18 protein-coding genes, 1 tRNA gene and 2 pseudogenes are annotated in these 26,802 nt (G+C 43.7%); 17 read left to right on the forward strand and 4 right to left on the reverse strand.

Annotation, left to right across the window (positions count from 1 at the left end):
* Positions 1-2: 2 nt before the first annotated feature.
* Positions 3-1,037 (reverse strand): phenylalanine--tRNA ligase subunit alpha, encoded by a 1,035-nt coding sequence (gene pheS, locus BHV73_RS03045; protein WP_009122388.1) that lies wholly within the window; start codon positions 1,035-1,037, stop codon positions 3-5.
* A 160-nt stretch (positions 1,038-1,197) separates the two neighbouring features.
* Between pheS and BHV73_RS03050 the strand changes: the two genes are divergently transcribed.
* Positions 1,198-2,394: an MFS transporter gene (locus BHV73_RS03050; protein ID WP_022218871.1), complete on the forward strand. Its 1,197-nt coding sequence runs from the start codon at positions 1,198-1,200 to the stop codon at positions 2,392-2,394.
* Between the two features lie 20 nt (positions 2,395-2,414).
* Here BHV73_RS03050 and BHV73_RS03055 read toward each other — a convergent pair.
* Positions 2,415-2,488 (reverse strand) — tRNA-Ala (locus BHV73_RS03055).
* A gap of 103 nt (positions 2,489-2,591) precedes the next feature.
* Between BHV73_RS03055 and BHV73_RS03060 the strand changes: the two genes are divergently transcribed.
* The 8 genes from BHV73_RS03060 to BHV73_RS03095 all read left to right on the forward strand — a co-directional run bounded on the left by BHV73_RS03060 (position 2,592) and on the right by BHV73_RS03095 (position 12,119).
* Entirely contained in the window at positions 2,592-2,897 is a 306-nt protein-coding gene (locus BHV73_RS03060; RefSeq protein WP_022218870.1) for a DUF4286 family protein, read from the forward strand.
* A complete protein-coding gene (gene ruvC, locus BHV73_RS03065; RefSeq protein ID WP_087412754.1) occupies positions 2,894-3,463 on the forward strand; it encodes a crossover junction endodeoxyribonuclease RuvC in 570 nt (189 codons plus the stop codon). Before BHV73_RS03060 ends, ruvC begins: the two co-directional genes overlap by 4 nt.
* 62 nt (positions 3,464-3,525) lie before the next feature.
* On the forward strand, positions 3,526-5,523 hold the full coding sequence (gene pulA / locus BHV73_RS03070; protein ID WP_087412753.1) for a type I pullulanase: 1,998 nt from the start codon (positions 3,526-3,528) through the stop codon (positions 5,521-5,523).
* Positions 5,524-5,953: 430 nt separating this feature from the next.
* On the forward strand, positions 5,954-7,429 hold the full coding sequence (locus tag BHV73_RS03075) for an ATP-binding cassette domain-containing protein (RefSeq protein WP_087412752.1): 1,476 nt from the start codon (positions 5,954-5,956) through the stop codon (positions 7,427-7,429).
* Positions 7,430-7,505: 76 nt separating this feature from the next.
* Complete coding sequence (gene fsa / locus BHV73_RS03080; protein ID WP_009122380.1) at positions 7,506-8,162, forward strand: fructose-6-phosphate aldolase; 657 nt, start codon at positions 7,506-7,508, stop codon at positions 8,160-8,162.
* 112 nt (positions 8,163-8,274) lie between these two features.
* Positions 8,275-10,176: an LTA synthase family protein gene (locus tag BHV73_RS03085; protein ID WP_087412751.1), complete on the forward strand. Its 1,902-nt coding sequence runs from the start codon at positions 8,275-8,277 to the stop codon at positions 10,174-10,176.
* A gap of 1 nt (position 10,177) precedes the next feature.
* Positions 10,178-10,852, forward strand: a complete 675-nt coding sequence (locus BHV73_RS03090) for a phosphatase PAP2 family protein (RefSeq protein WP_009122378.1) — start codon at positions 10,178-10,180, stop codon at positions 10,850-10,852.
* 97 nt (positions 10,853-10,949) lie between these two features.
* Complete coding sequence (locus BHV73_RS03095; protein WP_009122377.1) at positions 10,950-12,119, forward strand: mechanosensitive ion channel family protein; 1,170 nt, start codon at positions 10,950-10,952, stop codon at positions 12,117-12,119.
* On the opposite strand, the gene BHV73_RS03100 is transcribed toward BHV73_RS03095, so the two are convergent.
* Both BHV73_RS03100 and BHV73_RS03105 read right to left on the reverse strand, forming a co-directional pair.
* Positions 12,116-13,195, reverse strand: coding sequence for an endonuclease/exonuclease/phosphatase family protein (locus BHV73_RS03100; protein WP_373129865.1), 1,080 nt, complete (start codon positions 13,193-13,195; stop codon positions 12,116-12,118). The genes BHV73_RS03095 and BHV73_RS03100 overlap by 4 nt on opposite strands.
* A 32-nt stretch (positions 13,196-13,227) precedes the next feature.
* Positions 13,228-14,688, reverse strand: a complete 1,461-nt coding sequence (locus BHV73_RS03105; RefSeq protein ID WP_087412748.1) for an aminoacyl-histidine dipeptidase — start codon at positions 14,686-14,688, stop codon at positions 13,228-13,230.
* A 278-nt stretch (positions 14,689-14,966) separates the two neighbouring features.
* On the opposite strand from BHV73_RS03105, the gene BHV73_RS03110 reads away from it, so the two are divergent.
* The 8 genes and pseudogenes from BHV73_RS03110 (at position 14,967) to BHV73_RS03145 (ending at position 26,645) form a co-directional block, all read left to right on the forward strand.
* Positions 14,967-15,200 carry a hypothetical protein gene (locus BHV73_RS03110; RefSeq protein WP_022218861.1) on the forward strand — a complete coding sequence of 78 codons (234 nt, stop codon included), beginning with the start codon at positions 14,967-14,969 and terminating at the stop codon, positions 15,198-15,200.
* 29 nt (positions 15,201-15,229) lie between these two features.
* Positions 15,230-15,832 carry an OmpH/Skp family outer membrane protein gene (locus tag BHV73_RS03115; RefSeq protein ID WP_009122373.1) on the forward strand — a complete coding sequence of 201 codons (603 nt, stop codon included), beginning with the start codon at positions 15,230-15,232 and terminating at the stop codon, positions 15,830-15,832.
* Between the two features lie 322 nt (positions 15,833-16,154).
* Positions 16,155-18,311 (forward strand): annotated as a pseudogene (locus BHV73_RS03120) (glycosyl hydrolase family 28-related protein); the annotation flags it as partial.
* A 1-nt stretch (position 18,312) separates the two neighbouring features.
* Positions 18,313-19,209: pseudogene (locus tag BHV73_RS03125) on the forward strand (alginate lyase family protein); the annotation flags it as partial.
* A 25-nt stretch (positions 19,210-19,234) separates the two neighbouring features.
* A complete protein-coding gene (locus tag BHV73_RS03130) occupies positions 19,235-20,536 on the forward strand; it encodes a glycoside hydrolase family 88/105 protein (protein WP_087412730.1) in 1,302 nt (433 codons plus the stop codon).
* A 2-nt stretch (positions 20,537-20,538) separates the two neighbouring features.
* Positions 20,539-22,701, forward strand: coding sequence for a polysaccharide lyase 8 family protein (locus BHV73_RS03135; RefSeq protein ID WP_087412729.1), 2,163 nt, complete (start codon positions 20,539-20,541; stop codon positions 22,699-22,701).
* A 107-nt stretch (positions 22,702-22,808) separates the two neighbouring features.
* On the forward strand, positions 22,809-25,079 hold the full coding sequence (locus BHV73_RS03140; RefSeq protein ID WP_022218097.1) for a glycosyl hydrolase family 95 catalytic domain-containing protein: 2,271 nt from the start codon (positions 22,809-22,811) through the stop codon (positions 25,077-25,079).
* A 9-nt stretch (positions 25,080-25,088) separates the two neighbouring features.
* On the forward strand, positions 25,089-26,645 hold the full coding sequence (locus tag BHV73_RS03145) for a hypothetical protein (RefSeq protein WP_087412846.1): 1,557 nt from the start codon (positions 25,089-25,091) through the stop codon (positions 26,643-26,645).
* Positions 26,646-26,802 lie beyond the last annotated feature (157 nt).

A 26,802-nucleotide genomic window follows, 5' to 3' on the forward strand; every position in this document is an offset into this window, starting at 1 on the left:
TATTAATAAGCCGCTTCGAATTCTTTCAGGAAGCGGGTATCGTTTTCAGAGAACAGGCGCAAGTCGTTTACGCGGTATTTCAGGTTGGCGATGCGTTCTATACCCATACCTAAAGCGTAACCGCTGTACACTTTGCTGTCAATGCCGTTTAACTCCAACACATTGGGGTCGACCATACCGCAACCCAAGATTTCAACCCAGCCTGTTCCTTTACAGAAAGGACATCCCTTGCCGCCGCAGATGTTACAGCTAATGTCCATTTCGGCGCTTGGCTCCGTAAACGGGAAGTACGAAGGACGGAGACGAATCTTAGTGTCTTTGCCGAACATTTCCTGGGCGAAGAGCAACAGGGCTTGTTTCAAGTCGGTGAACGATACGTTACGGTCTATAAACAAGGCTTCTACTTGGTGGAAGAATGCGTGCGCGCGATAGCTGATAGCCTCGTTGCGGTATACGCGTCCCGGACAAAGCACCCGGATAGGCGGTTGGGTCGTTTCCATTACACGGCTTTGTACGCTGGATGTATGTGTACGCAGGATGATGTTGTGCGATACATTTTCAGTATTGTTTTCGATGAAGAAAGTATCCTGCATATCGCGTGCCGGATGATCTTCGGCAAAGTTCATGGAAGAGAATACGTGCCAGTCGTCTTCCACTTCCGGACCGTCGGCGATGTTGAATCCCATACGGGCGAATATGTCGATGATTTCATTCTTGACGATGCTGAGCGGGTGACGTGTTCCCAATTTTACGGGATAGGCCGAACGGGTAAGGTCGAGGTCGTCGCAACCGTTGTCCTGACTTTCGAATTGTTCTTTGAGAGCGCTTATCTTTTCCTGCGCTTTGTTCTTAAGTTCGTTCAGACGCATGCCGACTTCTTTTTTGAGTTCGGCGGGTACGTTGCGGAAGTCCGCCATCAGTTCGTTAATGGCTCCCTTCTTGCTGAGGTACTTGATGCGCAGTGCTTCCAGTTCCTCGGCGTTAGCGGCTTTCAGTGCTTCTACTTCTTGCAGAAGCTCGTTGATTTTAGCTATCATATCGTTGTTATTATTTATTCCTTACTATATAAAACGGTGCAAAGATACAATTTTATCATTGTTTTGCCCTCAATCGTTGCATATTATTTTTTATTAACCCGGGCTGTCCTTTGAATACTTTACGTACCTTTGCGCCCGATTTCAATAAATGACAATTAGGATGACATCAACTCAAAGACCGCCGGTTCGTAGAATCGCTTTCCCCATATTGATTGCGCTGAGCGCTTCGCATTGCCTGAATGATTTGCTTCAATCCGTTATTACGGCGGTGTACCCTCTGTTCAAGCAGGATTTGTCATTGAGTTTTGCACAGATTGGTCTGATAACGTTGGTGTATCAGATGTCGGCTTCCGTGTTTCAGCCGATAATGGGGCTGATTTTCGATAAGCGTCCCATTGCCTGGTCGTTGCCGTTGGGAATGTGTTTTACGCTGGCGGGTATTCTGAATTTGTCGTTCGCCACTAATCTGTATTGGCTCTTGGCTTCTGTTTTTGTGGTGGGCATCGGTTCCTCCGTATTGCATCCCGAAGCGTCGCGCATTACTTTTTTGGCTTCCGGAGGCAAGCGCGGGTTGGCGCAGTCGCTCTTTCAGGTGGGCGGTAATCTGGGAGGCTCGTTAGGGCCGTTGCTGGTGGCGCTGCTGGTTGCTCCGTATGGCAGACACCACATTGCGCTGTTCATGATTTTTGCGGTGGCGGCTATTTTGGTGATGCTGCCCATTTCCCGCTGGTACCGTTCTTATCTCAATCATATCAAGCGGCGTCCGTTGCTTACGCAGAAGGCGGTGGAACGTCCGTTGTCTTCCCGAATGACGGTTTTCGCCATTGGGGTTCTATTGGTTCTTATCTTTTCCAAATATATTTATATGGCGAGCCTGACGAGTTACTATACATTCTATCTCATTCATAAGTTCGGTGTAAGTATCCGGGATTCGCAGTTATTCTTGTTTGTCTTTTTGGTAGCCACTGCCGCAGGTACTTTGGTAGGCGGACCGGTAGGCGACAGGGTGGGACGCAAGTATGTTATCTGGGCTTCCATTCTCGGGACGGCGCCGTTTAGTTTGCTGATGCCGCATGTGGGACTTGCGGGGACGGTTATTCTTAGCTTCTGTGTGGGGTTTATGCTGTCTTCCGCTTTCCCCGCCATCTTATTGTATGCGCAGGAATTGTTGCCCAATAAGCTGGGACTGATTTCCGGTTTGTTCTTCGGGTTTGCGTTCGGCATTGCGGGTATCGCTTCGGCTGTACTTGGCGGTATGGCGGACGCATACGGTATCGAGGCGGTTTATAATGTATGCGGATTTATGCCTTTGCTGGGATTGGTGGCTTGCTTCCTGCCTAATTTGAAAAAAGGTTGACTGTAAAAAGTCAACCTTTGTGGAGCGTATGAGACTCGAACTCATCACCTCGACACTGCCAGTGTCGCGCTCTAGCCAGATGAGCTAACGCCCCGTTGCTAACGTTTGCAGAGCTATCTGCTTTTTTGATGGCGCAAATATAATGCATTATTCTGAAATAATTGCTATGTTTGCGAAATAAAATGAAAAAAGAAATTATGCTGATATATAATACGACCTATCACGTGGAAGAAGGGCAGGAGAAATTCTTCCTTGCCTGGATGAATGAATTCTACCTTCCCGAAGTAGAGAAGCACGGTACATTGCATGCCCCGCGCATAGCACGGATACTGAGCCATATTGAAGAGGGAAGTGTCTGTTACTCTGTGCAATTCGAGGTGGAAGACTCTGCCATACTGCATCGCTGGCATCAGGAACAAGGTGTGAAGCTGAATGAAGAATTGCAGAAAATCTTTAAAGACAAAGTAATCGGTTTTCCTACATTAATGGAGGTGATAGTGTGATACAACCGGTAAAGGAAAAAATTATTTTGGGCATTGACCCCGGTACTACCATTATGGGGTACGGGGTGCTGAGGGTAGCGGGAGTAAAGCCCGAAATGATTGCCATGGGTATCATAGACCTTCGTAAGTTTGGCGACCATTATCTGAAACTTCGCCACATCCATGAGCGGGTGCTGGGCATCATCGAGAGTTATCTGCCGGACGAACTTGCTATTGAAGCGCCTTTCTTTGGAAAAAACGTACAATCCATGCTGAAGCTGGGACGTGCGCAGGGAGTAGCCATGGCCGCCGCTCTGAGCCGTGACATTCCTATTACCGAATACGCTCCTTTGAAGATAAAAATGGCGATAACGGGCAACGGCCAGGCATCCAAAGAGCAAGTGGCGGATATGCTGCAACGCATGCTTCATTTTCCGAAAGAAGACATGCCCGTATTCATGGACGCCACCGACGGCCTTGCCGCCGCTTACTGCCACTTCCTGCAAATGGGGCGCCCTGTTGTCGGGAAAGGCTATCACGGCTGGAAAGACTTTATAGCCAAGAATCCCGACAAAGTAAAACGATAATCCGATCCCATGCTTTAAGACTTACTACTTTATACTTCATACCTAATTTAAAAATACCAACCATGAAACTAAACGATCTTGTCATTATCGGAGTAGCGGCGACAACAGTTGTCAGTTGTGCCCCCTCAAAAAAAGAATATGCTTCATACGAACTTTATCCTGTCCGTACGGGCAGTCTGACAGAAATGGAATACGCTCCGGATGCTACGCGGTTTACGCTCTGGTCGCCTACGGCGGACGAAGTGCGCTTGATGCTGTATGATGCGGGAGACGGCGGGCACGCTTACGAGACGGTTGCCATGTCACCTGCCGAAAACGGTACGTGGACGGCTAAGGTAGAGCAGGATTTGAAAGGCAAGTTCTACACTTTCAATGTAAAAATCGACGGTAAATGGTTGGGTGATACCCCGGGTATCAATGCGCAGGCAGTGGGTGTAAACGGTAAGCGCGCGGCCGTTATCGATATGCGGGAAACCGACCCGGAAGGCTGGGCGGAGGATAAACGTCCGCCGTTGGCATCTCCTGCCGATGTGATTATTTACGAAGTGCACCATCGCGACTTCTCCATAGACCCGTCTTCGGGTATCCGCCACAAAGGCAAGTTCCTTGCGATGACGGAAACGGGAACGGTCAACCCCGATAAACTGGCAACCGGCATCGACCACTTGAAAGAGCTGGGAGTGACGCACGTACATATCCTGCCTTCCTATGATTATGCTTCCGTGGACGAGTCCAAACTGGATGAGAATAAATACAACTGGGGTTACGATCCGCAGAATTACAACGTGCCCGACGGTTCGTACTCCACCGACCCTTACAAACCGGATGTACGTATCCGCGAGTTCAAGCAGATGGTGCAGGCCTTGCATAAGTCAGGTATCCGTGTAGTGCTGGATGTGGTGTACAACCACACTTTCAACACGGCCGAGAGTAATTTCGAGCGTACCGTTCCCGGATATTTCTATCGCCAGACACCGGACGGCGGTTTTGCGGACGCTTCCGCATGTGGCAACGAAACGGCGAGTAACCGCGCCATGATGCGCAAATATATGGTAGAGTCCGTATTGCACTGGATAAACGAGTATCATATCGACGGCTTCCGCTTCGACCTGATGGGAATCCATGATATTGAAACCATGAACGAAATACGCAAGGCGGCGACAGCGGCAGACCCTACCATCTTTATCTATGGTGAGGGCTGGGCTGCGTCGGCTCCCCAATTGCCTCAGGACTCATTGGCGATGAAAGCCAACACATATAAGATGCCGGGCATCGCCGCTTTCTCCGATGAGATGCGTGATGCGCTGCGCGGCCCGTTCAACGATAATCATCAGGGCGCTTTCCTTGCCGGACTGCCGGGGGGAGAGGAGAGTATCAAGTTTGGTATTGCAGGCGCTGTCAAGCATCCGCAAGTCAACAATGAAGGGGTGAATTACAGTAAAGCTCCGTGGGCGGAACAACCTACGCAGATGATAAGTTATGTATCTTGCCACGATGATATGTGCTTGGTGGACAGGCTGAAGGCCAGCGTCCCCGGTATTACGCCCGAAGAACTGACCCGATTGGACAAACTGGCGCAAACGGCGGTATTTACCTCACAGGGTGTACCCTTTATCTATGCAGGCGAGGAAGTGATGCGCGATAAGAAAGGGGTGCATAACAGTTATCAAAGTCCGGACTCAGTCAACGCCATCGACTGGAAACGTAAGACGGAGCATGCCGATGTATTCGCCTATTATAAGGGATTGATTCAGTTGCGTAAGAACCATCCGGCTTTCCGTCTGGGAGATGCCGGTTTGGTGCGCGAGCACCTGGAGTTCTTATCGGTTGAAGGCAGCAATGTGGTAGCTTATAGGCTGAAGGGACATGCCGGCGGCGATACGTGGGGAAACATCTATGTAGTGTTGAATGCACGCAAGGAAACGGCTAAGGTATCAGTGCCCGAAGGCAAATATACGGTGGTTTGCAAAGACGGATTTATCAGTGAGCAAGGTTTGGGCACGATGTACGGACCGGAGATTTCGGTTCCGGCGCAGTCGGCGATGATTTTCTATCAATGATGATATCCGGTTTCCAATCGTATCAAACGAAATTATCTCCATAGGATAAAAAGATTATCAACCGTAGCGAATCATATTGGCGGGCGCGCGTACGGAATCATCCCGTGAGATGAAAATATTCATCCTGTGAGACGGATTTATCCGGCTTACGGGATGATTTTTTTTGTCTCGCGGGATGGATATTTTTGTCCTGCGGGACGGATTTGCCTGTATGGTAATGTCCGGATACGTAGTTGCGGTTTCTTCAGGTGTTGTGATGCGAAAAAACAGGCTTCACCCGCTATTTCCCATAAACAGGGGCGTGGAAGGTGAAGGCCGATATTGATGAATTGAAAATATGGAAACTTTGCGCTACTTTGGAACCCGAATTCTTCCCACAGAACCAAAATCTTGGTACCTTTGCGGCGTCAACTAAACAAAACCATTTAAAATGACGCAGCAACATACCTTATATATAGAGGGAGGCGTAGCGCGCAATCCGCTTATCCGTTTATCCCAACCCGTCACTCTCGATTTTCTCGACGGAGAACATATCGCTGTCGTAGGCCCTAACGGTGCCGGAAAAAGCCTGTTGGTGGATTTGCTTACGGGTAAATACCCTTTGCGCGACGGTACTCTGACATATGATTTCCGTCCCTCCGTCACGCAAACCGCTTACGACAATATCAAGTACATCGCTTTCCGCGATACCTACGGCTCCGCCGATGCCAATTACTACTATCAGCAGCGCTGGAATGCCCACGACCAGGAAGATGCCCCAATGGTGCGCGAACTGTTGGGCGAGGTAAAGGACGAGGCTCTCAAACAACAGCTATTCGACCTTTTCCGTATCGAACCGATGCTCGATAAGAAAATCATTCTCCTCTCCAGTGGCGAACTCCGTAAGTTTCAGTTGACCAAAACATTGCTCACGGCTCCCCGCATCCTCATCATGGACAATCCTTTCATCGGGCTGGACGCCGCCACACGCGACCTGTTGTTTACGGTTCTGGAGAAGCTGGCGCAACTCGCCTCCCTGCAAATCGTGCTGGTGCTCTCCATGCTGGATGATATACCGTCTTTCATCACCCACGTAGTCCCCGTGGATAATAAAGCGGTGGGGAAGAAAATGGAGCGTGCCGCTTATATGCAGGCTTTTCGTGAGCAAGACGCCATTCGTGCCGAGGCCGATGCCGTTTCTTTCAGCGAATTGCAGCAACGCGTTATCGACCTTCCTTACGAAAACACGAACTTTACTTCGGACGAAGTTGTCCGGCTGAATAAAGTCAGCATCCGCTACGACGACCGTACGATTCTGAAAGAGCTTGACTGGACGGTGCTGCGCGGGCAGAAGTGGGCGTTGAGCGGAGAGAACGGAGCGGGCAAATCTACTTTGCTCAGTCTGGTATGCGCGGACAATCCTCAATCTTATGCCTGCGACATCAGTCTGTTCGGCCGTAAACGGGGAACGGGCGAGAGCATTTGGGAAATAAAGAAGCATATAGGCTACGTCAGTCCGGAGATGCATCGCGCTTACCTGAAAAACTTGCCGGCCATTGAAATCGTAGCTTCCGGGCTGCACGACAGTATCGGCCTGTACAAACGTCCGCATGCCGACCAAATGGCTGTGTGCGAGTGGTGGATGGATATTTTCGGCGTGGCCGATTTGAAGGACAAACCCTTCCTGCAACTCTCCAGCGGCGAGCAACGCCTTGCCCTGCTGGCGCGAGCCTTTGTGAAAGATCCCGAACTGCTGATTCTCGACGAACCTCTGCATGGGCTGGATACGTATAACCGCCGTCGCGTCAAGAAAATCATAGAAGCCTTTTGCCGTCGCCGGGATAAGACAATGATAATGGTGACCCACTACGAGAGCGAGCTGCCGGCCACCATAACCGACCGTCTGTACCTGAAACGCAACCGCTGAAATATCCCGCCGATAAAGAACAAACCATGCCGTAAATCGTTATATTTGTGAAATCAATCCTTAAACAATTTATATCATGAAATTCTTTATCGACACTGCAAATTTAGACCAGATTCGGGAAGCCTACGATATGGGCGTACTCGACGGAGTGACTACCAACCCTTCGCTCATGGCGAAAGAAGGTATCAAAGGGGTGGAAAACCAGCGCAAACATTACGTGGATATCTGCAATATCGTGCAGGGCGACGTCAGCGCGGAGGTTATTGCCACCGATTATGAAGGTATGATTAAGGAAGGTGAAGAGCTCGCCGCGCTCAATCCGCATATTGTGGTGAAAGTGCCCTGTATCGCGGACGGCATAAAAGCCATTAAGTACTTCTCGGGAAAAGGCATTCGTACCAACTGCACGCTGGTGTTTTCCGTAGGACAGGCATTGCTGGCGGCAAAAGCCGGGGCTACTTACGTGTCGCCGTTTGTAGGCCGTCTCGATGACATCTGTGAGGACGGTGTTGCTTTGGTGGGTAAGATTGCGGAGATGTACCGCTATTATGGCTATACCACTCAGGTACTTGCGGCATCCATCCGTCATACGGCGCATATTATTCAGTGCATAGAGGTGGGGGCGGATGTAGCTACGTGCCCGCTTTCCGCCATAAAAGGGTTGCTGAACCATCCGCTGACGGATGCCGGATTAAAGAAGTTTCTGGAAGACTATAAACGTGTAAACGGATAACTCTTAAAATCTTATAAGCCTATCTTTCACGTATTTCTTAACCAATATTGGCGAGAAATAGAATAAAAAACTTTATTTTTGCCGAATATATTCAGTTTAAGAAAAAGCACCGATGAAAGAAAGGCTTATAGGATTCCTCAAGACATATTTCTTGTTTGTTTGCATATTCGCATTACAAAAACCGTTTTTCATGCTCTTTTACCGGCCGTTGTACGAAGGTGTTTCGTGGACGGAATGGCTGGGTGTGATGTGGCACGGACTGCCGCTGGACTTGTCGCTTGCAGGCTATCTGACGGCTATTCCGGGATTGCTTTTTATCTGTTCCGCTTGGGCTGTGCCTAATCTTCTCCGCCGTATATGGTGCGGTTACTTTATTTTCGTTTCCGTTTTACTCTCTATTATATTTACCGTCGATTTGGGCTTGTACGAATACTGGGGATTCCGGTTGGACGCCACTCCTTTGTTTTATTTCTTTTCTTCGCCCAAAGATGCGGTGGCAAGCGTCAGTGTCTGGATGGTAATCGGGGGAATTATTGCCATGGCTGTTTATGCGGCGGTATTATATGGGATATTCTATATCGCGCTGTTGCGGAAAGGCGCGTTCAGACGCATGAAGATACCTTACCGGCGTTTGAGGGTGTCGGGCGCGCTGTTGCTGCTGACCGGGTTATTGTTTATTCCGATTCGCGGCGGCTTCACTGTTTCCACCATGAATACGGGAAAGGTATACTTCAGCATTAACCAACGCTTGAACCATGCTGCCATTAATCCGGCTTTCAGTTTGATGGAATCCCTTTCCAAACAAAAGGACTTCGGCAGTCAATACCGTTTTATGGAAGCGGATGCGGCCGACCGTATTTTCTCCGGTTTGGCAGACCCTGCTGTCTTGAAGAAAGACAGCGCGGCGGCGGATGCGCTCCGGCAGGCTCCGGACTCTTTGCGTTCATTGTTCACGGTAAAGCATCCCGATGTGCTGTTTGTTATCATGGAGAGCTTCTCTTCACGGCTTATGACAACGCTTGGGGGCGAACCGGATGTTGCGGTACAGCTGGATAGTCTGGCGCAAGAGGGTGTGCTCTTTACGAATTTCTATGCAAACAGTTTCCGTACCGACCGCGGATTGGTTGCCGTCTTGAGTGGCTATCCGGCGCAACCCACTACCAGCATAATGAAATATCCCCGTAAAACGCAGTCTATCCCTGCCATTGCAGGCAGTTTGAAGAATGCGGGGTATAAAACGAAATACTACTATGGCGGTGATGCCGACTTTACCAATATGCGTTCTTATCTGATGTCGTCCGGCTTTGAGGATATTGTTGCCGATCAGGATTTTCCGGTGTCGGAGCGTTTGAGCAAGTGGGGGGTGCACGACCATCTCGTATTCCGCCGTTTGCTGGACGATTTGAAAATGGAAGCCGCCGATAACGGTTTGGCAAGGAAAGATGCACCGCATTTCCGTGTGCTGCAAACTTCCAGCAGTCACGAGCCGTTTGAAGTTCCTTACAGCCGTTTGGAGAACGAACGCTTGAATGCTTTTGCATATACGGATAGCTGTATCGGTGACTTTGTGAAGCAATTCCGTGAGTTGCCGCAATGGAAGAATACGGTAATCGTACTTGTGCCCGACCATTTGGGAGCCTATCCCGAACATATCGGCAATCTTGAAATAGACAGGTATCAGATTCCTTTGTTAATGGTGGGCGGTGCGGTACGCGGACCGAGGCGTATCGATGTTTACGGTTCCCAGCAGGATATTGCCGCTACCTTATTGGCGCAGTTGTCGGTGCCGCATGGCGAGTTTACGTTCAGTAAAGACATGCTCAATCCGGCTTCTCCTCATTTCGCGTTCTTCACCGTGCCGGACGCTTTCGGTTTTGTGACTCCGGACAATCAATTGATATTTAATAATGAAGCGGATGCAATAGCCGTGGATGAAGGCTCGAAGAAAGGACAGAACCTTTCTTTGGGACAGGCTTATCTGCAGAAGTTGTATGACGATATAGCCAAAAGATAGAATGATATTAGCGGATGTTTTGTCGGGGTTGGTGGAAATAGATACCGACCTGTTGCTCGCTATCAACGGATGGCGTGCCGAATGGGCGGACTTTTTCATGTATGCCTTTAGCGGGAAGTGGATTTGGGTACCCTTGTATGTAGCTCTTTTCTATGTGATAGTACGTAACTTGCATTGGAAGGTGGCCATAGGCTGCGCAGTGGCCATTGCGCTGACGATAACTTTTGCCGACCAGATGGGAGCGACTGTTATCCGTCCGTTGGTATGCAGACCCCGTCCGGCGAACCTGGAGAATCCTATCTCGGAGTTCGTACAGATAGTAAACGGTTATAGGGGCGGACGATACGGTTTTCCATCCTGCCATGCCGCCAATACGTTCGGGCTGGCTTTCTTCTTGTTCTATCTGTTTCGTAACCGCTCCTTGAACTGGTTCATTATGTTATGGGCGTTGTTGACATGCTATTCCCGTTCTTATCTGGGAGTGCATTATCCGGGTGATTTATTTGTAGGCGCTTTTGTCGGCTTTGTAGGCGCTTCTCTCTGTTACTGGCTTTTCAGCCGGTTGTGCCGATATAAGCGGCAAGAGCATTATAAGCATATCCTTGTTCCAATCTGGGTAGGGGGGATTACCACGCTCGGCATTCTGGTTTACGCATTGATGCGAACCTTGTTGTAGCGTCTCTTTTATGCCAGCTTCTTCCGGGCAAAGAGTAAATAAACATCTTTCCTTTTGATTTGTTATCTTTATCGATAGACTAATAAAACAGATACTTATGATGAGTTTAGGAAGCTGGATGAATAAAATCCTCATCGATTGGGGAGTAGACCCGAAACTTGCGAACATGTTTGATGAAACGATAATTGCCGTATTGATGATAGGCGTGTCAATAGGGCTGGATTATCTGTGTCAGGCCATATTCGTAGGAGGGATGAGGCATTATACGAAGCGCGCGCCCCACCAGTGGAATACACTGCTGATGAAGCGCAGGGTAGTGCATCATCTTATTCATATCCTGCCCGGTATATTGGTGTATTTTTTATTACCTCTGGCCTTTGTGCGGGGGAAGGAAATCCTGGAGTTCTCACAGAAAATATGTGCGGTGTATATCATCGCCGCAATACTGTTTACTATCAATGGTTTGCTGCTGGTGATGCTGGATGTGTACAATGCAAGGGACAAACAGAAGAATCGTCCAATGAAAGGCTTTGTGCAGGTTCTGCAGGTATTATTGTTCTTTATCGGCGGTATTATTATCATTGCGGTGCTGGTGAATAAATCCCCGATGACTTTGTTTGCGGGTTTGGGGGCGTCGGCGGCTGTGTTGATGCTGGTATTCAAAGACAGTATTCTCGGATTTGTGGCGGGGGTGCAGCTCTCCGCCAATGATATGCTGCGCATCGGCGACTGGATAGCCTTGCCCAATAATACCGCCAACGGTACTGTGGAAGAAATTACTTTGAACACGGTGAAAATACGGAATTGGGATAATACGATTTCTACCGTACCGCCTTATACATTGGTGAATAACTCTTTCCAAAACTGGCGCGGAATGCAGGAGAGTGGCGGGCGTCGTGTGAATAAGAATATTTATCTGGATATGACTACCTTGAAATTCTGTACTCCGGATATGCTGGACACCATTCGTAAGGATGTTCCTTTAATGGCGGATTATCAGCCGGCCGAAGGGGAAGTGCCTACCAATGCACAGCTTTATCGTATCTATATTGAAAGGTATCTATGCAGTCTCCCGGTTGTAAATCAGGATTTGGATTTAATTATCAGCCAAAAGGAACCTACTACCTATGGAGTTCCCATTCAGGTCTATTTCTTTTCGCGTAATAAGGTGTGGAAGGAATACGAACGTATTCAGTCCGATATTTTCGACCACTTGCTGGTGATGGTGGGTAAGTTTGATTTGAAGCTCTATCAGTATTCCGATTAATATCGTAATGTAAACTCCGCCCATACGGGAAGGTGGTCGCTGTATCCCGCTTGATATTTCATACCGTAGTAGGTGCGGAAAGGCTGGCTGTCTCCGTACTTCTTATCTTCAGTCAGAAGAAAAGGAGCACTGAATATGCCGGCTTTAGCTTCTGCGGTAGATAACGGAGAATCTGTTATTAGCAGGTTGCCGGAAAGAATGATATGGTCGAGCAGTCCCCATTCTCCTTGATATTTATAACTGCCGAAGTGTTTGTCCGCAATGTTTTTTCTTGCTAAAAGATGGTAGAGAGCGCGGGTGTCTGAAGAATCCGCTTCTATCGGCGGAACTCCTGCTCTCAGTATTTTTTGTACGGACTTATTGCAGGGATAATCATTGAAGTCTCCCATAACGATTATTTGAGGGTGAGTGCGGACACGGAACAGGCTGTCTGTTACTTCCTTCAATCTTTGTGCGGCTGACAGACGGTAGGGCTCGGACGCCTTAGCCCCGCCGGAGCGGGACGGAAAGTGAACGACAAATACATCCAGCGTGTCTTTATTTAAAAGTAAGCCGCTGACATGAAGGATATCTCGTGTGGGGCGGTTGCTTTTATGGGCTTTCGTTACCGAATAGCTTTGGCCGGACAGTAATTTAAAAAGTCCCCTTTGATAAAGCAGCGCTACATTGATGCCCCGTTCGTCGGGAGAGTGTGTAATGACATAACGGTAATCGGCTTCACGCAGGACAGAGTAATGGGTAAGGTCACGCAAGACACTGTCATTCTCTACTTCACAGAGGGCTACTAATGCAGGCGGAGACCATTCGCCTACGGCAATAATGACACGTGCAACGGCGTCTAACTTCTTTTTGTATTTAGAGTAGTTCCAGTGCCGGACGGCATCGGGTAGGAATTCATAATCGTTTTTCAGGGTGTCATGACGGCAATCAAACAGGTTCTCTACGTTATAACCCATGACGCGAAAGGTAAGGGTGTCTTTCTTTGTCTGTCCGTATAAAGAAGATGCGAAAGTAAGAAGCGTTAAAGCGGATAGAGAGATAAAAAGAAGCGGAGCACTTCTTTTTTTGCTCCGCATCTTTTCTTTGTATCTCCGTATTGGTATGTCCATTAATTCTTGGCGGGGATATGTTTCAATATATCCAGCAAATGATCCCAGAATTTCTGTACGGTGGGAATAAACATCCGTTCGTCGGGCGAATGTACTCCTTGCAGGGTAGGACCGAAGGAAATCATATCCAAAGAGGGATACTTGTCGAGGAATAATCCGCATTCCAGTCCGGCATGGATGGCCTTTATCTGAGCGTCTACACCGAACAGCCGTTTATATGATTCGGCTGCGACTTCCAGAATTTCCGAGTGCGGGTTGGGTTTCCAGCCCGGATAGCCGTCGCCGAAGGAAACGTTTGCTCCTGCCATCTCGAATACGGTGCGTACCATATTGGCGATGTCCTGTTTGGAAGACTCGGTAGAACTGCGCTGGCTGGTTTCGATACGGATGATATTGTCCGGTTTCATTTTTACGGATGCCAGGTTGGTGGAAGTTTCTACCAGGCCCGGAATATCCTGACTCATGGCATATACTCCGTGCGGAGCTGCATAAAGGGCTTGTAACAGACACTTAGTCGTATCTTTATCGATAGCCTTGGTACGGGGATTTTCCGATTCGAGGGTAAACTGTAAATCTGGGTCTGCTACCGCATATTCTGCTTCCGCTTGGGCGGCGAATACGTTTAAGTCGGTGCGTAACGCGTGTTTGTCTGCTTCGGGGATGGCGATGACTGCATGCGCTTCGCGTGCGATGGCATTACGCAGGTTACCGCCGTCTATTTCGCAGAGATACATATCGTACTTTTTGAAAGCCTGGCTCAGGAAACGGTTCAGTAATTTGTTGGCGTTACCGCGTCCTAAATGGATGTCGCCACCAGAATGTCCGCCTTTCAGTCCTTTTACCTGTACTTTACAGGAGAAATATCCGGAAGGCACGTCTACTTCTTTATAAGTAAACTCGGCAACGGAGTCTATACCGCCTGCGCAGCCGATGAATAGTTCTCCCTCATCTTCGGAATCGAGGTTCAAGAGAATGTCACCGCTCATGAAACCTTCTTGCAAGGCAAAGGCGCCGGTCAGTCCTGTTTCCTCATCTACGGTGAACAGGCATTCGACAGGGCCGTGTTCAATGCTGTTGTCAGCGAGAATAGCCAGCTCGGTTGCTACACCGATACCGTTATCCGCTCCCAGCGTCGTACCTTTGGCTTTTAACCATTCTCCGTCTATTTCTGTTTCGATAGGGTCGGTGAGGAAATCATGTTTCACATCGTTATTCTTTTCGCATACCATGTCCACGTGAGACTGGAGTACGACAGTTTTACGGTTTTCCATGCCCGGAGTGGCAGGCTTCTTAATCAGTACGTTTCCGGCTTCATCAACCTTTGTCTCCAACTTATGTTTTTCTCCGAATGCTTTTAGAAAAGCAATAATCTTTTCTTCCTTCTTGGAAGGACGCGGCACTTGGCAGATTTCCTCAAAATAGTGGAACACGCCGGCCGGTTTCAAATCTTTTTTTTCCATATCTTATTGTTTATAGCAGACAGGACACACTTGATGTGTATTCTAATCTTCTGTTTTTGAAATTCAATTCTTGTACGAATTAACCTCTCATTGCTAAAGTTGGTTAAATTGATTGGCTATTTTATTTCCCTTTCTCTTTTTTTAGAGTAAAAAAGGATGCTTAGTCCAACCAAAGCCCTATATTTGCACCCACAAAACAGTGCAATCTAAAAGTAAAAACAAAATTCAAATGCGTTTTGCCGAATGATATTCTGTTTTGTGCAACAAAATTAATGGAAATGCTTGGTACATTATTGATAACTTTGTTAATAGTTGCTATTTGCATTGTTTTATTGGGCGTAAAGGTCTTTTTTGTGAAAGGCGGCAGATTTCCTAACGGACACGTTAGCGGCAATAAAGCGATGCGGGATAGAGGAATCGGGTGCGTGCAGTCGCAAGACAGAGATGCACAAAAGAAGAGCCGTTTCTCTATTGATGAACTGGAGAAAACCTTAAACGATAGTATGAACTAAATAAACTAAAATCAATATTTTTACAAATTATGAAGAGATTAAACTACCTCGTAAACGGTTTGGCAGCTCTTGCACTAATCGTTTTATTTTCTCAATGCGCTGGTAAAGCGGATAATCAGACGACAAACGCATCAGCACAAGCAGCCGGACTATCCGGAATGAAAATTGCTTATGTAGAAATAGATACGCTTTTGGCAAAATATAACTACTGCGTCGATTTAAATGAAGCAATGGTAAAGAAGAGCGAAAATGTACGTTTGACTTTGAACCAGAAAGCTAAGGACCTTGACCGTCAGAAACAAGAATTCCAAACTAAAGTCCAGAATAATGCTTATCTGACACAGGAGCGCGCTCAACAGGAATATAACCGTATCGCTAAATTGGAACAGGACTTGCAGAACTTGGGTAATAAATTGCAGTCTGAACTGATGAGCGAGAACGAAAAGAACAGTTTGCAGTTGCGTGACTCTATCAACGCTTTTTTGAAGGAATATAACAAGACCAAGGGTTACAGTATGATTATCAGCAATACCGGCTTTGACAATCTGTTGTATGCCGACAGTATTTATAACATTACCCGTGAAATCTTGGACGGTTTGAATGCAAGATACTCTTCTCCCGCAAAGAAATAAGCTGGAAAATAGTTTGCGGAATATTCTGTTAACTTGCTTAGACGTGAGAAGTTAAGAGATACATCGCAAAAAGTTAATATCATAAAGAAAGGAAGTTAATATCATGCTTGGCATGAAGTTAACTTCCTTTTTTATATCCAGTGGCGACTGTTTTTATATTCTTTGAATGACCGTTATTGTTTTCCTTAGGTGGGAATCGCTTTTTATAAAAATGTACCATTCTTTTGTACTTTCTTCTCAAAGTATCCTTTACAGAGAACTTCTTGTTTTTATTTGATTTTTAATCTTTTATATTTGCTCTGCAATTTGAATATTTTAAATTATGAAAAACATGGCAAAAGGATTGTGTACTTTCCTATCAAAAACATTTTGGTTGTCCTTACTTTTAGGGACTGTAAGTATCAATAGTCATGCGGAGGAATTATATCCTTGGCAATTGGCGGGAGATTCTTTATTATTGTTCAAAGGGACTACGTATCGTTATACAGTAGATACTCCTGAAAATCAAGGATTGGTTTCTACATTACCGACTGTAACGGAGTTGAAAAAACAATTAGCCGATTCCGGTGTAGGCACTTTTCGCTTATTGACAGCCAATGGACAAGAAAAGACAGAAGGCGTACCCGAAGGGGGGGATTATTTACTTGCTGCATCGTCTCGCAAACGTATGCCGATAGGTATCCGTAAGGGAGCGTTACCCCCTGTGTTAAAGTTAGATCGTACAGAAGCCACTATACGAACGGCAGGAAAAATATCTTTGGATTTTTATGCGGGACAACGTACTCCGATGTCTACAGTGACTATTTATATTCCGGCAGAAATTGATGTAACTTTGGATAATACTACGGTCAATGTAATAGGACGTGGTGAAGTTCTGTTACGTGACTTGCCCAAGCAATCTATAGGGCGTACTGGTACCAATTATTCTTATAATAAAGTTGGTGAGGTTGAAATTAGGAAAGATGGCAAGAACGGTACTCGATTAATCTTCAAGAAGTTGGATTTTCGTCCATCCAATGGACCGGATATCAGGCTTTGTATGAGCGGTGTAGCTTTACCATCAAAGGGCGTTTACACATTTGGCGCAGAATATACCACTTCAGAGCCTGAAGCCTTAAACAGCCCGGTCGCTACGGCAACTTTAAAAGGAGTAACTACAGTAGCTGATTTTACTCGAACTATATTGAGTGCTTTTACTTATAAAAAGGACTGGGATTTATCGTTTACCACATTCTATTGGACTGCTCCTAAAGATGCCCTGTCTGTAACGTTGCTGAAGTCGGAAGATATGGGAAAAAGCTGGGAACCTGTTAATGTTTCGATACTTCCGGATGATGATTTTACCACTGCTTCTCGTTTGAAACCTAATCAACTGTATGCTTTTAAACTGAGAGTAAAAGGTGGTGATAATCACGGAGATTCTAATATCGCATGGTTTTATTCAGGCTTGTGGGATGTAAAGACATTAGGAGTGAAGGGCGATGCGGTAGCGGATGATACGGACGCTTTGAATCGCGCTATTAAAAAAGTGAATGGTTTGGGCGGAGGTATTCTGTATTTTCCGGCTGGAACATATAATGTTCGTACCGTACATTTGTTGAGTAATGTGTGGCTGAATCTGAGTAGTAACGCTACTATTCAGGCTATGCTTGGGGGAGATGCCCCGGAGACGACTTGGTTCAGTGACCGTGCTTACCGTTCGGGATTATCTCCAACAGACCCTCGCCCGTATGCCGACCCTGAAAACTATTTGACGAAGCAAGATGTAGGGCATACTTTCTTTCGTAATGCCATGTTTTTTGGTGAACGTATAGACAATGTTAAGATTGTAGGTACAGGGCGTATCACAGGTAATGGTAATCTTGTTACTACCGACCGCGTAATGAATAATGTACCGGAAAAACGTTGTGATAAAATGTTCTCTTTGAAACTTTGTACCAATATTGAAATAGGCGGTTGGAATATAGATAAAGATATGTGGTACGATCCGCAGAAAGACGAACCTTATTATATTGAGAAGAACGGACAGAGAAACTATGATATCAGTAATATGTTGCACATAGATCAGGGAGGGCATTTTGTTTTATTGGCAACAGGCACTGATGGTATCCATGTACATGATACTTATTTTGCGAAACATCATCCGAAAAATGCTCGTGATATATATGATTTTATGGCGTGTAATGATGTGACGGCAACAAATATATATTCGCGCGTGAGTTCGGATGATATTATAAAACCCGGTTCGGATTGTTCGTTAGGCTTTACCCGGCCGGCACATAATTATATGGTGCGTAATATTGTGGGGGATACAAATTGCAATCTCTTTCAGATAGGTTCTGAGACCGCTGATGATATTCAGGATTTATATATAGATAATATTTATGTTTTGGGCGCTAACAAGGCAGGTTTTTCTATTTCGACAAATGATGGTGCTCATATTAAAAATGTATATTTGAATAGCGGTAAAACCGGTCCGGCAGACTAATCCTGAAAACTTTGTGGCTCATCGCCAAGCTATGATACGTTTTAGTTCTATTGTCGGGAATCTTACCTCTGCTTATTTGCTAACTAAGGATAACAGGTATGTGGAAAACGTGATGGAACATGTTCGTGCATGGTTTGTAAATGAACAAACTTTTATGAGGCCTAAGTTACAATATGCCCAAGCCATCAAAGGTATCACAACCGGACGAGGGATTGGTATTATAGATACAGTACATCTTATGGAGGTTGCTCAATCTTTATATCGGTTGGAAATAGCCGGGGTACTTTCTAAGAAAGATATTGAAGATACTAAAAAGTGGTTTTCTGATTATTTGAAATGGATGTCTAATCATCCGTATGGGAAAGATGAAATGAATGCGGACAATAATCATGGAACTTGTTGGGTGATGCAAGCTGCTGTTTTTGCACGTTATGTTGGAGATGGTGATATGATGAATTTTTGTCGAAATCGTTTTAAGAACATTCTCTTACCGAATCAGATGAGTGAAAATGGTAGCTTTCCACGTGAACTTGCTCGTACGAAGCCATATGGATATTCTTTATTTAATCTGGATGCAATGGCAACAATTTGCCAAACACTTTCTAGTGAAGCAGATAATCTTTGGAGTTATACGATAGATGGTGTTAAGAATATAAATAAAGGAATAGATTTTATTTATCCTTATATTGTAAATAAAGATAATTGGCCTTTTGCACGCGATGTTATGTATTGGGATGAGTGGCCAGTGGCACATCCTTTTCTAATTTTTGGAGCTTTGCAAACAAATAATAAAGATTGGATTACTACTTGGGGCAATTTGGAGCATTTTCCAACCACGGATGAAGTAGTTCGTAATTTACCTGTGAGAAATCCTTTACTTTGGATTTGATGGTACAATATAAAATCAAAATATTATGAAATTAATAAAGGAAATGGGGGCTGTTATTTGTTTATGGTGCATTACTTTTTCTATAAATGCTCAAAATAGAGTTGTAACTCAACATTCCGTAGGAACTGTTGTTGAGGGAGAGGTTACAATGAAAATAACTCAAGATATAACAACACGTTATCGGCGTACTACATCTCAAGGGGTAGAAAACGCCAAATTGGATTATTCGCCTGATATCCAATTGAAACAGTTGGCACTTCCTCTATCGGAAACAGTGATGGCACGTTATCCTGACTATCGTATGGCTTATTGGAAAAATTATACATATGTACAAGGGTATATGTTTGAAGCTATGGACCGTTTAGGGCAAGTTACGGGTGATGCAAAGTATATTGATTATATGAGAAAATATATAGATCATTTTCTAGATAAGGACGGTAATTACCAAGGGGATCAATTAACCAATCTGGACAATTTTATGACCGGTTCTGCTTTTTGTACCTTGTATGGACGTACTGGAGAGGAAAGATATAAAAAGGCTGCATTACAAATATTGAAAGCTGTGGGAACATATCCTAGTTCTGACGGGCAATTTTGGCATGGTAACCGTAATCCCAATATGTGGATTGATGGTGTATTTATGATGCAAATGTTTTTGATCCGTTGTGCTCAATTTGTAGGTGAGGCTGATTATTGTTATAATATTGCATGTCGTAATATTATTGCGGCAGCCCGTCATTTACAACGTCCGGATGGCTTGGTTCTTCATGCATGGACAACAGCGCCGGAGAAAGCCGTATGGGCTAATAAGGAAACAGGGCTTTCCCCAGAGGTTTGGAGCGAGGGTATGGGATGGTATGCGTTAGTTCTCCCTGAATTACTCGCTTTGTTACCAAAGACACATCCTGACTATAGTCAGATATTGGATATTTATTTGAAAATGTGTCGGGGGTTGAAAAATACACAAGATGTAAGGACAGGTGGATGGTATATGGTAGTAGACAAGGGGAATAATCCGTTGAATTTTATAGATCCATCTGGAACTGCGATGTTTACCTATTCTATTCAGCGAGGGATACAATTAGGGGTGTTGAAAATAAAAGAATATGCTTCTGTGGCTCAAAAAGGTTATCAAAGTTTATTTTCTTTTGTACATGTGAACAGTAAAGGATTACTTGATGTAATAGGAGCTTGTGATGGGGTAACAATTAAACAGAATTTTGTAGAGTATGTAACCGTCCCTAAAATATTAAATGCTAAAGAAGCTGTAGCTGGTATATTATGGGCTGCTGTGATTATGGAAACTGAACAATTGAAATCTAATTAGTTATGTTTGCTCGTAAGATCATTATCTGTATATTTCTGTTAGTTTTACCTAGGACAGTAGAGGCGGTATCTTATAAAGAGTTATCACGGATAAAGCAGAATTTTTCTGTGATATTGGTCCCTTCGGATACAGACCCTTTTCATTTAAAATCAATACTTTCATCTATTGTCCCTGAAACGGAAGTTTCTGATCAGGTCGTAGTAGAATTGCATCAACGCTACCCTCTTAATGAAGAAAAAATGGCGTTTTATATTTCTTCATTATCTGACAAGGGAGCATGGCCGGATATAAATTATGAAGATAAAAAACGTTCAGGCTGGGAACCGAAATTACATGCGGAGCGCATATTAGAGCTGGTGAAACTGTATTATTCAAAACAAACACCTTATTATCAATCTGCGGAAGTGGAAACCGCTATCCATAAAGCATTAGACTATTGGTTCACATCAAAGCCTATATGTTTGAATTGGTGGTACAATCAGATAGGTATTCCAAAAACATTGGGCACTGCGTTTGTTTTATTTGAACAAAAGTTGACCTCTAAAGAAAAAAAGGCTGCTATATCTGTGATGGAAAATGCAAAGTTTGGCATGACTGGTCAAAATAAGGTATGGCTTGCAGGTAATGTAATGATGCGTGCGTTGCTTCAGAATGATGCCGGTTTGGTGAAGATGGCACGAGATACAATTGTATCAGAGATTGTAACCGGCAAAGTAGAGGGTATTAAAGATGATTGGTCTTTTCATCAACATGGTGCTCAACAACAATTTGGTAATTATGGCCTTTCTTTTGTAGCTGGTATGAGTTTCTTCTCGGGAATTTTTTCCGGTACTTCATTGGCCTTTGATGAACGACAGTTAGGAATCATAAGCACTTTAATTGATCAAGGCTATCGTTGGACTGTTTGGAGAGGGAAAATGGATGTGAGTTCATTGGGCCGCCAGCTGTTTCATCATGCTCAAGTTCATAAAGCATTAAGTCTTGCTTTCTCTGCATCGGAATTAGGTGGTGGAGAGTCAAGCTCATGTGCTTCAGTAGCTCGCAATTTATTGCAGGAAAATTATGGGACGATGGATCAAAATCCTTTAATCGGACACAAACATTTTTGGCAATCGGATTATACAATTCATCGCCGACCTCATTGGATGACTTCTGTAAAAATGGCTTCCGACCGTGTGGTTGGAGTTGAAATGATGAATGGAGATAATATGAAGGGTTTTTATATGGCAGATGGTGCTACCTATCTTTATCAGAATGGGGATGAGTATTTGGATATATTTCCTCTTTGGGATTGGCGGCAACTACCGGGAGTAACTACCTTTCGATCTGATGGCCCTATGCCTGTAATCCAAAAATATCACCCTCGTAATGCGGTGTCTTTTGTTGGTGGAATTTCCAATGGAGTACAAGGTGTATCAGCTATGGAGATTAATCGTGCAGGTATCAAGGTACGTAAGTCCTGGATATTTATGAATGATTATGTTCTTTGTTTGGGTACAGGTATTCAAGCTGATAGTAATTTGGTAGTTACTACGACTCTTGAACAATGTCATAGGAAAGGAGATTTAAAGGTGCTTCAAAATGGGATTTGGAATCAAATTTCTAATCAGTGGTATGCGGTGAGCAGTGAACAACGTTTCTTTCATAATAATGTAGGATATATAACATGGGGAGATAGTACCTCTTGTGTTGCTGAAGTAGCGCAACGTTCTGGACGTTGGCATGATGTAATGCAAATGTATCGCCCTCAGTCGGTAACGGGTGATGTTGTTTCTATTTATTTAGAACATGGCGTTTCTCCTAAGGATAAGAAATATCAGTATCTTATACTTCCTGCCGTAAGCGAAACAGCAGTCAAAAACTTTAATCTATCTTCCATTCGGGTTCTTCATAATGACGAGGGAGCTCAGGTTGTTTACCTGAAAGAGGAAAAAATGTATTGTATAACGGCTTATCAACCGATATCTTTTATTCTCACATCCGGCTGTCCTTTGGATATTTATACCCCTGGGATATATATGCTCCGTGAAGAAGGAGGGAACTGTAATATATGGTGTACTGATCCGACCCAAGATAGAGATATAATAAATTTAAAATTTAACAGTAAAGAAGTTGTGATTCCTTTAACGGGTAGAAAAGGACAGACAATAAATATAAATCTTTGAGATATAGATATTATTTGTGGTTGAGGTATTATTGCAATCATTTGAAATAATAATGCAAGCCTTATAGATAGAAACCTCTTATTTTTGTTTTAAATAATTATAAGACGATGGATATCTATAAGGTTTTTCTTTTGGTATTAGCATTTGCATTAAATATGACTAAAATTTATAGTCAACAGTCAATGGATCAGTATAAAGTTATATTTACTAATCCGCCACAACATGTACCAACTAGTAAGACTCCTGATGCTCCTATTGCCGGTAATGGTGATATTGGTGTAACGATGGGAGGGGGGCCTGATAGTTTACGTTTTTATATCGGCAAGAATGATTTTTGGAGAGCATATCCTGTTTATCCTGGTGGTATCGCGCTTCCCGGTGGTTTGGATATTCTGTTTAAAGAATTAAAAGATGCTTCTTATTATGCAGAACAATTGCCAGGAAGTGCAGAAATAAAAGCGACTTTTTCCACTAAAGCTTGTCAGGTACACTTATCTGCATGGGTAGCGGCAACTGCTAATAAGATTATAATTGAATTACGCTCTGATAAAAAACAAATTGCCCATGTACGTCTTTGGACAGTAGAAGGGAATGGAGCTATAACAGCGCATGGAAATAGTCCGGTTACATGGGTGAGTCGTTCATTCCAAACAACAAAGTTACTAAGTTGGCCTACTCATATAGCATTAGCTATGAATACGGAGAAAGATGAATTTATATTGAATCCGGGTGAAACTGTACGTTTAGTGATCACTGTTTATACGAATCATGATACTGAAAGTTGGAAAAATAAAGCGATATCAGAGGCAATACAAGTAACAGATACTTTTATAAAACAACTGAGGTGGGAACATCAAACCTGGTGGACAAACTTCTGGAGATTGTCACATATTGATATTGGAGATACATATTTTGAAAAATATTATTATCAGTCGCAATATCTTTTTGCATGTTCATCTCGTAAAGGAAAGTTCGCACCGGGTATTTGGGGACCATTTATTACACAAGATGGAGCTGCGTGGGGTGGTGATTATCATCTAAATTATAATTATCAGGCACCTTATTGGGCTTCATATTCATCTAATCATATTTGCCTAACCGAAAATTTCGACCAACCTTTATTGGATTATATGGAGGCGGGACGGATGTTTGCACGTAAATTGCTGGATTGTGACGGTATTTATTATCCTGTTGGTATAGGCCCTAAAGGGTTATGTACATCGATGTGGCCTTTAACCCCAGAAGAAATGCAGGAGAAATATGCAACACGTGAAAATACGATAGATAACGGATATAAATTTTTAGGTCAGAAAATAAATGCAGTTTTTAGTGTGGGCAATATGCTAATGCGTTATTATAGTACCTATGATAAGAATTATGCACAAAAAATATATCCTTATTTGCTGGCGTGTGCAGATTTCTGGGAAGATTATCTCACTTTGGAAGATGGGCGTTATGTTATTCGTATGGATCATTTTAATGAAGTAATGCCAAATAAGCGTAACGGTGGAATTTGGCGTGATAAACTTGGAGATTTTAACTCTACACTTTCTCTAGGACTTGTAAGAATGCTTTTTAAGGGTATTTTAGATATGAGTACTTTTTTGGCTGTGGATGAGGTACGGCATACTCATTGGAGCAATATTCTCAAGAAATTAAGTAATTATCCTATAGGTGTATTAGATGGACGTTTGAGCTTAAAAAACATGGAAAGAGGACCTCAAAACAAGGAAGTCATAGCCTCGGGATTAAATAGAGTGTCTATACATGGGTTAATTCTTCCTAGTGGAGTTATGGGACCAATAACCGATTCGGTCTTTAATACTATTTTATTGGGAGACGTGGAACGCTGGTCACACAAACAGCGTATAAAGGGCGATTGGGGAAATACATTGAATAATGGAATTGAAACTTGTTATCCTGGTGCTGTACGTGTAGGCTATCCTTCTGATGAGATTCTTATGCATATGAAAGAAAGAATAGAAATGGCTGTATATCCTAACAGTTGGATTGTACAAGGTGGCGGTGGTATTGAAACCTTTGCTGCAGTACCTTTAACTATCAATGAAATGTTACTTCAAAGTTATGAGGGAGTTATTCGGCTTTTTCCAAATTGGAATTATCAGAAAGATGCCTCTTTTAGGGGGTTAAGAGCGTACGGTGCTTTTTTGGTAACTTCTTCACTTAAGAATGGGATTATACAAAATGTTGATATTATAAGTGAAAGAGGGAGGTTGTGTAAAATAGAAAACCCTTGGAGAAACCAGTCTGTTCAAATTGTTAGAGATGGAAAGTCTGCAGAAATATTATGTGGTAAGTGGTTACAGTTCCCAACTATTATAGGAGAAAAAATAGAACTAAGAGTATATACTAAATAATAAGACATGATGAAATATATGAGTAAATTGATAAGCGGAATCTTAATTGCCGCTTTTAGTATGGGAGTTGTCGCACAAACAAAATTACCACCTGGATGGCAATCTACCTTGGTGAAAGTAACTTCAGATGGTAAATTGGTGTATTATCCGGATAAGCAGGGAAATACTATTCCTGATTTTAGTAGAGTAGGTTATCATCATGGCGATATCTCAATACCTCATTATCCGATAACAAAAATTGTATATCCAATTGAAAATGGGGATAATCGCCAGCATATTCAAAATGCAATTGATGAAATATCCCGTATGGAGCCTGATAAGACTGGACATCGCGGAACAATTTTGTTAAAACGTGGTGTCTATCATATTTATGGAAGTATTCGTATAACGGCTAGTGGTATTATTTTAATGGGAGAGGGGGAGAATATAAATGAAACCCGACTATTGGCGAAAGGTACTGAACGGTTTACTCTAATTCAAGTAAATGGGAGTGGTAGAATAGAAGAAATACCAGGTACCCGTACTAAAATAACGGATACTTTCGTTCCTGTTGGTACTCATTCTTTTCATGTATCGTCATCATCAAACTATAAAGTAGGTGATCGTATAATTGTATATCGCCCAGGAACGCAAAATTGGATACATGACATAAAGATGGACCAGATAGTCGAGAGAAAAGGAACTCGCCAATGGACAGCGCAAGAGTATAATCTTTCTTTTGAGCGAGAAATTGTTAAAATAGAAGGTAATTGTATTTATATAGATAATCCAATTGTTATGCAAATGGATGAGAAATATGGAGGTGGTGAAATATTTAAGTATACCTTTGCTGGCCGAATTAGTGAAGTAGGAATAGCTAATATGTGCTTGGAGTCAGAATTCGAACATTATGAAGATAATCATCATGCATGGATAGGTGTACAATTCGATAAAGTTGAAAATTGTTGGGCTCGTAATCTTACTTGCCGTTATTTTGGATATGCCGCAGTGAGTTGCGAACGTTATGCAAAGAATGTAACTGTGGCAAATTGCCGGTGTTTGGAAACAAAATCAATAATAACAGGTGGTTTACGTTATTCTTTTAATAATTGGGGACAACAGAATCTTTTTATGAATTGTCAAAGTACGGAAGGACGTCATGATTATGTGACAGGTGCTCGTGTATGTGGACCAAATGTTTTTTATAATTGTACTGCTTTTCAAACTTATGCAGATATAGGTCCTCATCATCGTTGGGCAGTTGGAACTTTATATGATAATATAATAACAGACGGAGAGATAAATGTGCAAGATCGAGGACAAATGGGTAGTGGCCACGGTTGGGCAGGTGTTACACAGGTATTATGGAATTGTCGGGCTAAACGGGCTGCTGTACAGAATCCGTGGACATCTGGTAATAACTACAATATAGGTATGAAAGGGCAAAAATATCCTGGACATTTTACAAATCGTCCGGAAGGGATATGGGAAGGTCAGAATGAATTGAATGTTTTTCCTCGTTCATTATATATAGCACAGTTGATGGCACGCCATAGAAATATGGATTTACTTATATTAATGAAATAAGTGGTTTTTTTATTAATATAAGTATTTGATTGTTGTTATTGATAAATATATTGAGATATTTTTGATAGCATTTGATACAATTCTTAAATTCCGTTTATGAAAATTCCACTTTGTTTGCATTATGAAATAACACGATGTTTAACTTTAAAAATGACGT

Source organism: Bacteroides sp. 44_46 (assembly GCF_001915465.1).
GTDB lineage: Bacteria > Bacteroidota > Bacteroidia > Bacteroidales > Bacteroidaceae > Bacteroides > Bacteroides clarus.

What these genes read in the sequence shown, in the direction of transcription:
- pheS (WP_009122388.1), bottom strand. Translation starts at nt 1,037, where the DNA reads ATGATAGCTAAAATCAACGAGCTTCTGCAAGAAGTAGAAGCACTGAAA.
- BHV73_RS03050 (WP_022218871.1), top strand. Translation starts at nt 1,198, where the DNA reads ATGACATCAACTCAAAGACCGCCGGTTCGTAGAATCGCTTTCCCCATA.
- BHV73_RS03060 (WP_022218870.1), top strand. Translation starts at nt 2,592, where the DNA reads ATGCTGATATATAATACGACCTATCACGTGGAAGAAGGGCAGGAGAAA.
- pulA (WP_087412753.1), top strand. Translation starts at nt 3,526, where the DNA reads ATGAAACTAAACGATCTTGTCATTATCGGAGTAGCGGCGACAACAGTT.
- BHV73_RS03075 (WP_087412752.1), top strand. Translation starts at nt 5,954, where the DNA reads ATGACGCAGCAACATACCTTATATATAGAGGGAGGCGTAGCGCGCAAT.
- fsa (WP_009122380.1), top strand. Translation starts at nt 7,506, where the DNA reads ATGAAATTCTTTATCGACACTGCAAATTTAGACCAGATTCGGGAAGCC.
- BHV73_RS03085 (WP_087412751.1), top strand. Translation starts at nt 8,275, where the DNA reads ATGAAAGAAAGGCTTATAGGATTCCTCAAGACATATTTCTTGTTTGTT.
- BHV73_RS03090 (WP_009122378.1), top strand. Translation starts at nt 10,178, where the DNA reads ATGATATTAGCGGATGTTTTGTCGGGGTTGGTGGAAATAGATACCGAC.
- BHV73_RS03095 (WP_009122377.1), top strand. Translation starts at nt 10,950, where the DNA reads ATGATGAGTTTAGGAAGCTGGATGAATAAAATCCTCATCGATTGGGGA.
- BHV73_RS03100 (WP_373129865.1), bottom strand. Translation starts at nt 13,195, where the DNA reads ATGCGGAGCAAAAAAAGAAGTGCTCCGCTTCTTTTTATCTCTCTATCC.
- BHV73_RS03105 (WP_087412748.1), bottom strand. Translation starts at nt 14,688, where the DNA reads ATGGAAAAAAAAGATTTGAAACCGGCCGGCGTGTTCCACTATTTTGAG.
- BHV73_RS03110 (WP_022218861.1), top strand. Translation starts at nt 14,967, where the DNA reads ATGCTTGGTACATTATTGATAACTTTGTTAATAGTTGCTATTTGCATT.
- BHV73_RS03115 (WP_009122373.1), top strand. Translation starts at nt 15,230, where the DNA reads ATGAAGAGATTAAACTACCTCGTAAACGGTTTGGCAGCTCTTGCACTA.
- BHV73_RS03130 (WP_087412730.1), top strand. Translation starts at nt 19,235, where the DNA reads ATGAAATTAATAAAGGAAATGGGGGCTGTTATTTGTTTATGGTGCATT.
- BHV73_RS03135 (WP_087412729.1), top strand. Translation starts at nt 20,539, where the DNA reads ATGTTTGCTCGTAAGATCATTATCTGTATATTTCTGTTAGTTTTACCT.
- BHV73_RS03140 (WP_022218097.1), top strand. Translation starts at nt 22,809, where the DNA reads ATGGATATCTATAAGGTTTTTCTTTTGGTATTAGCATTTGCATTAAAT.
- BHV73_RS03145 (WP_087412846.1), top strand. Translation starts at nt 25,089, where the DNA reads ATGAAATATATGAGTAAATTGATAAGCGGAATCTTAATTGCCGCTTTT.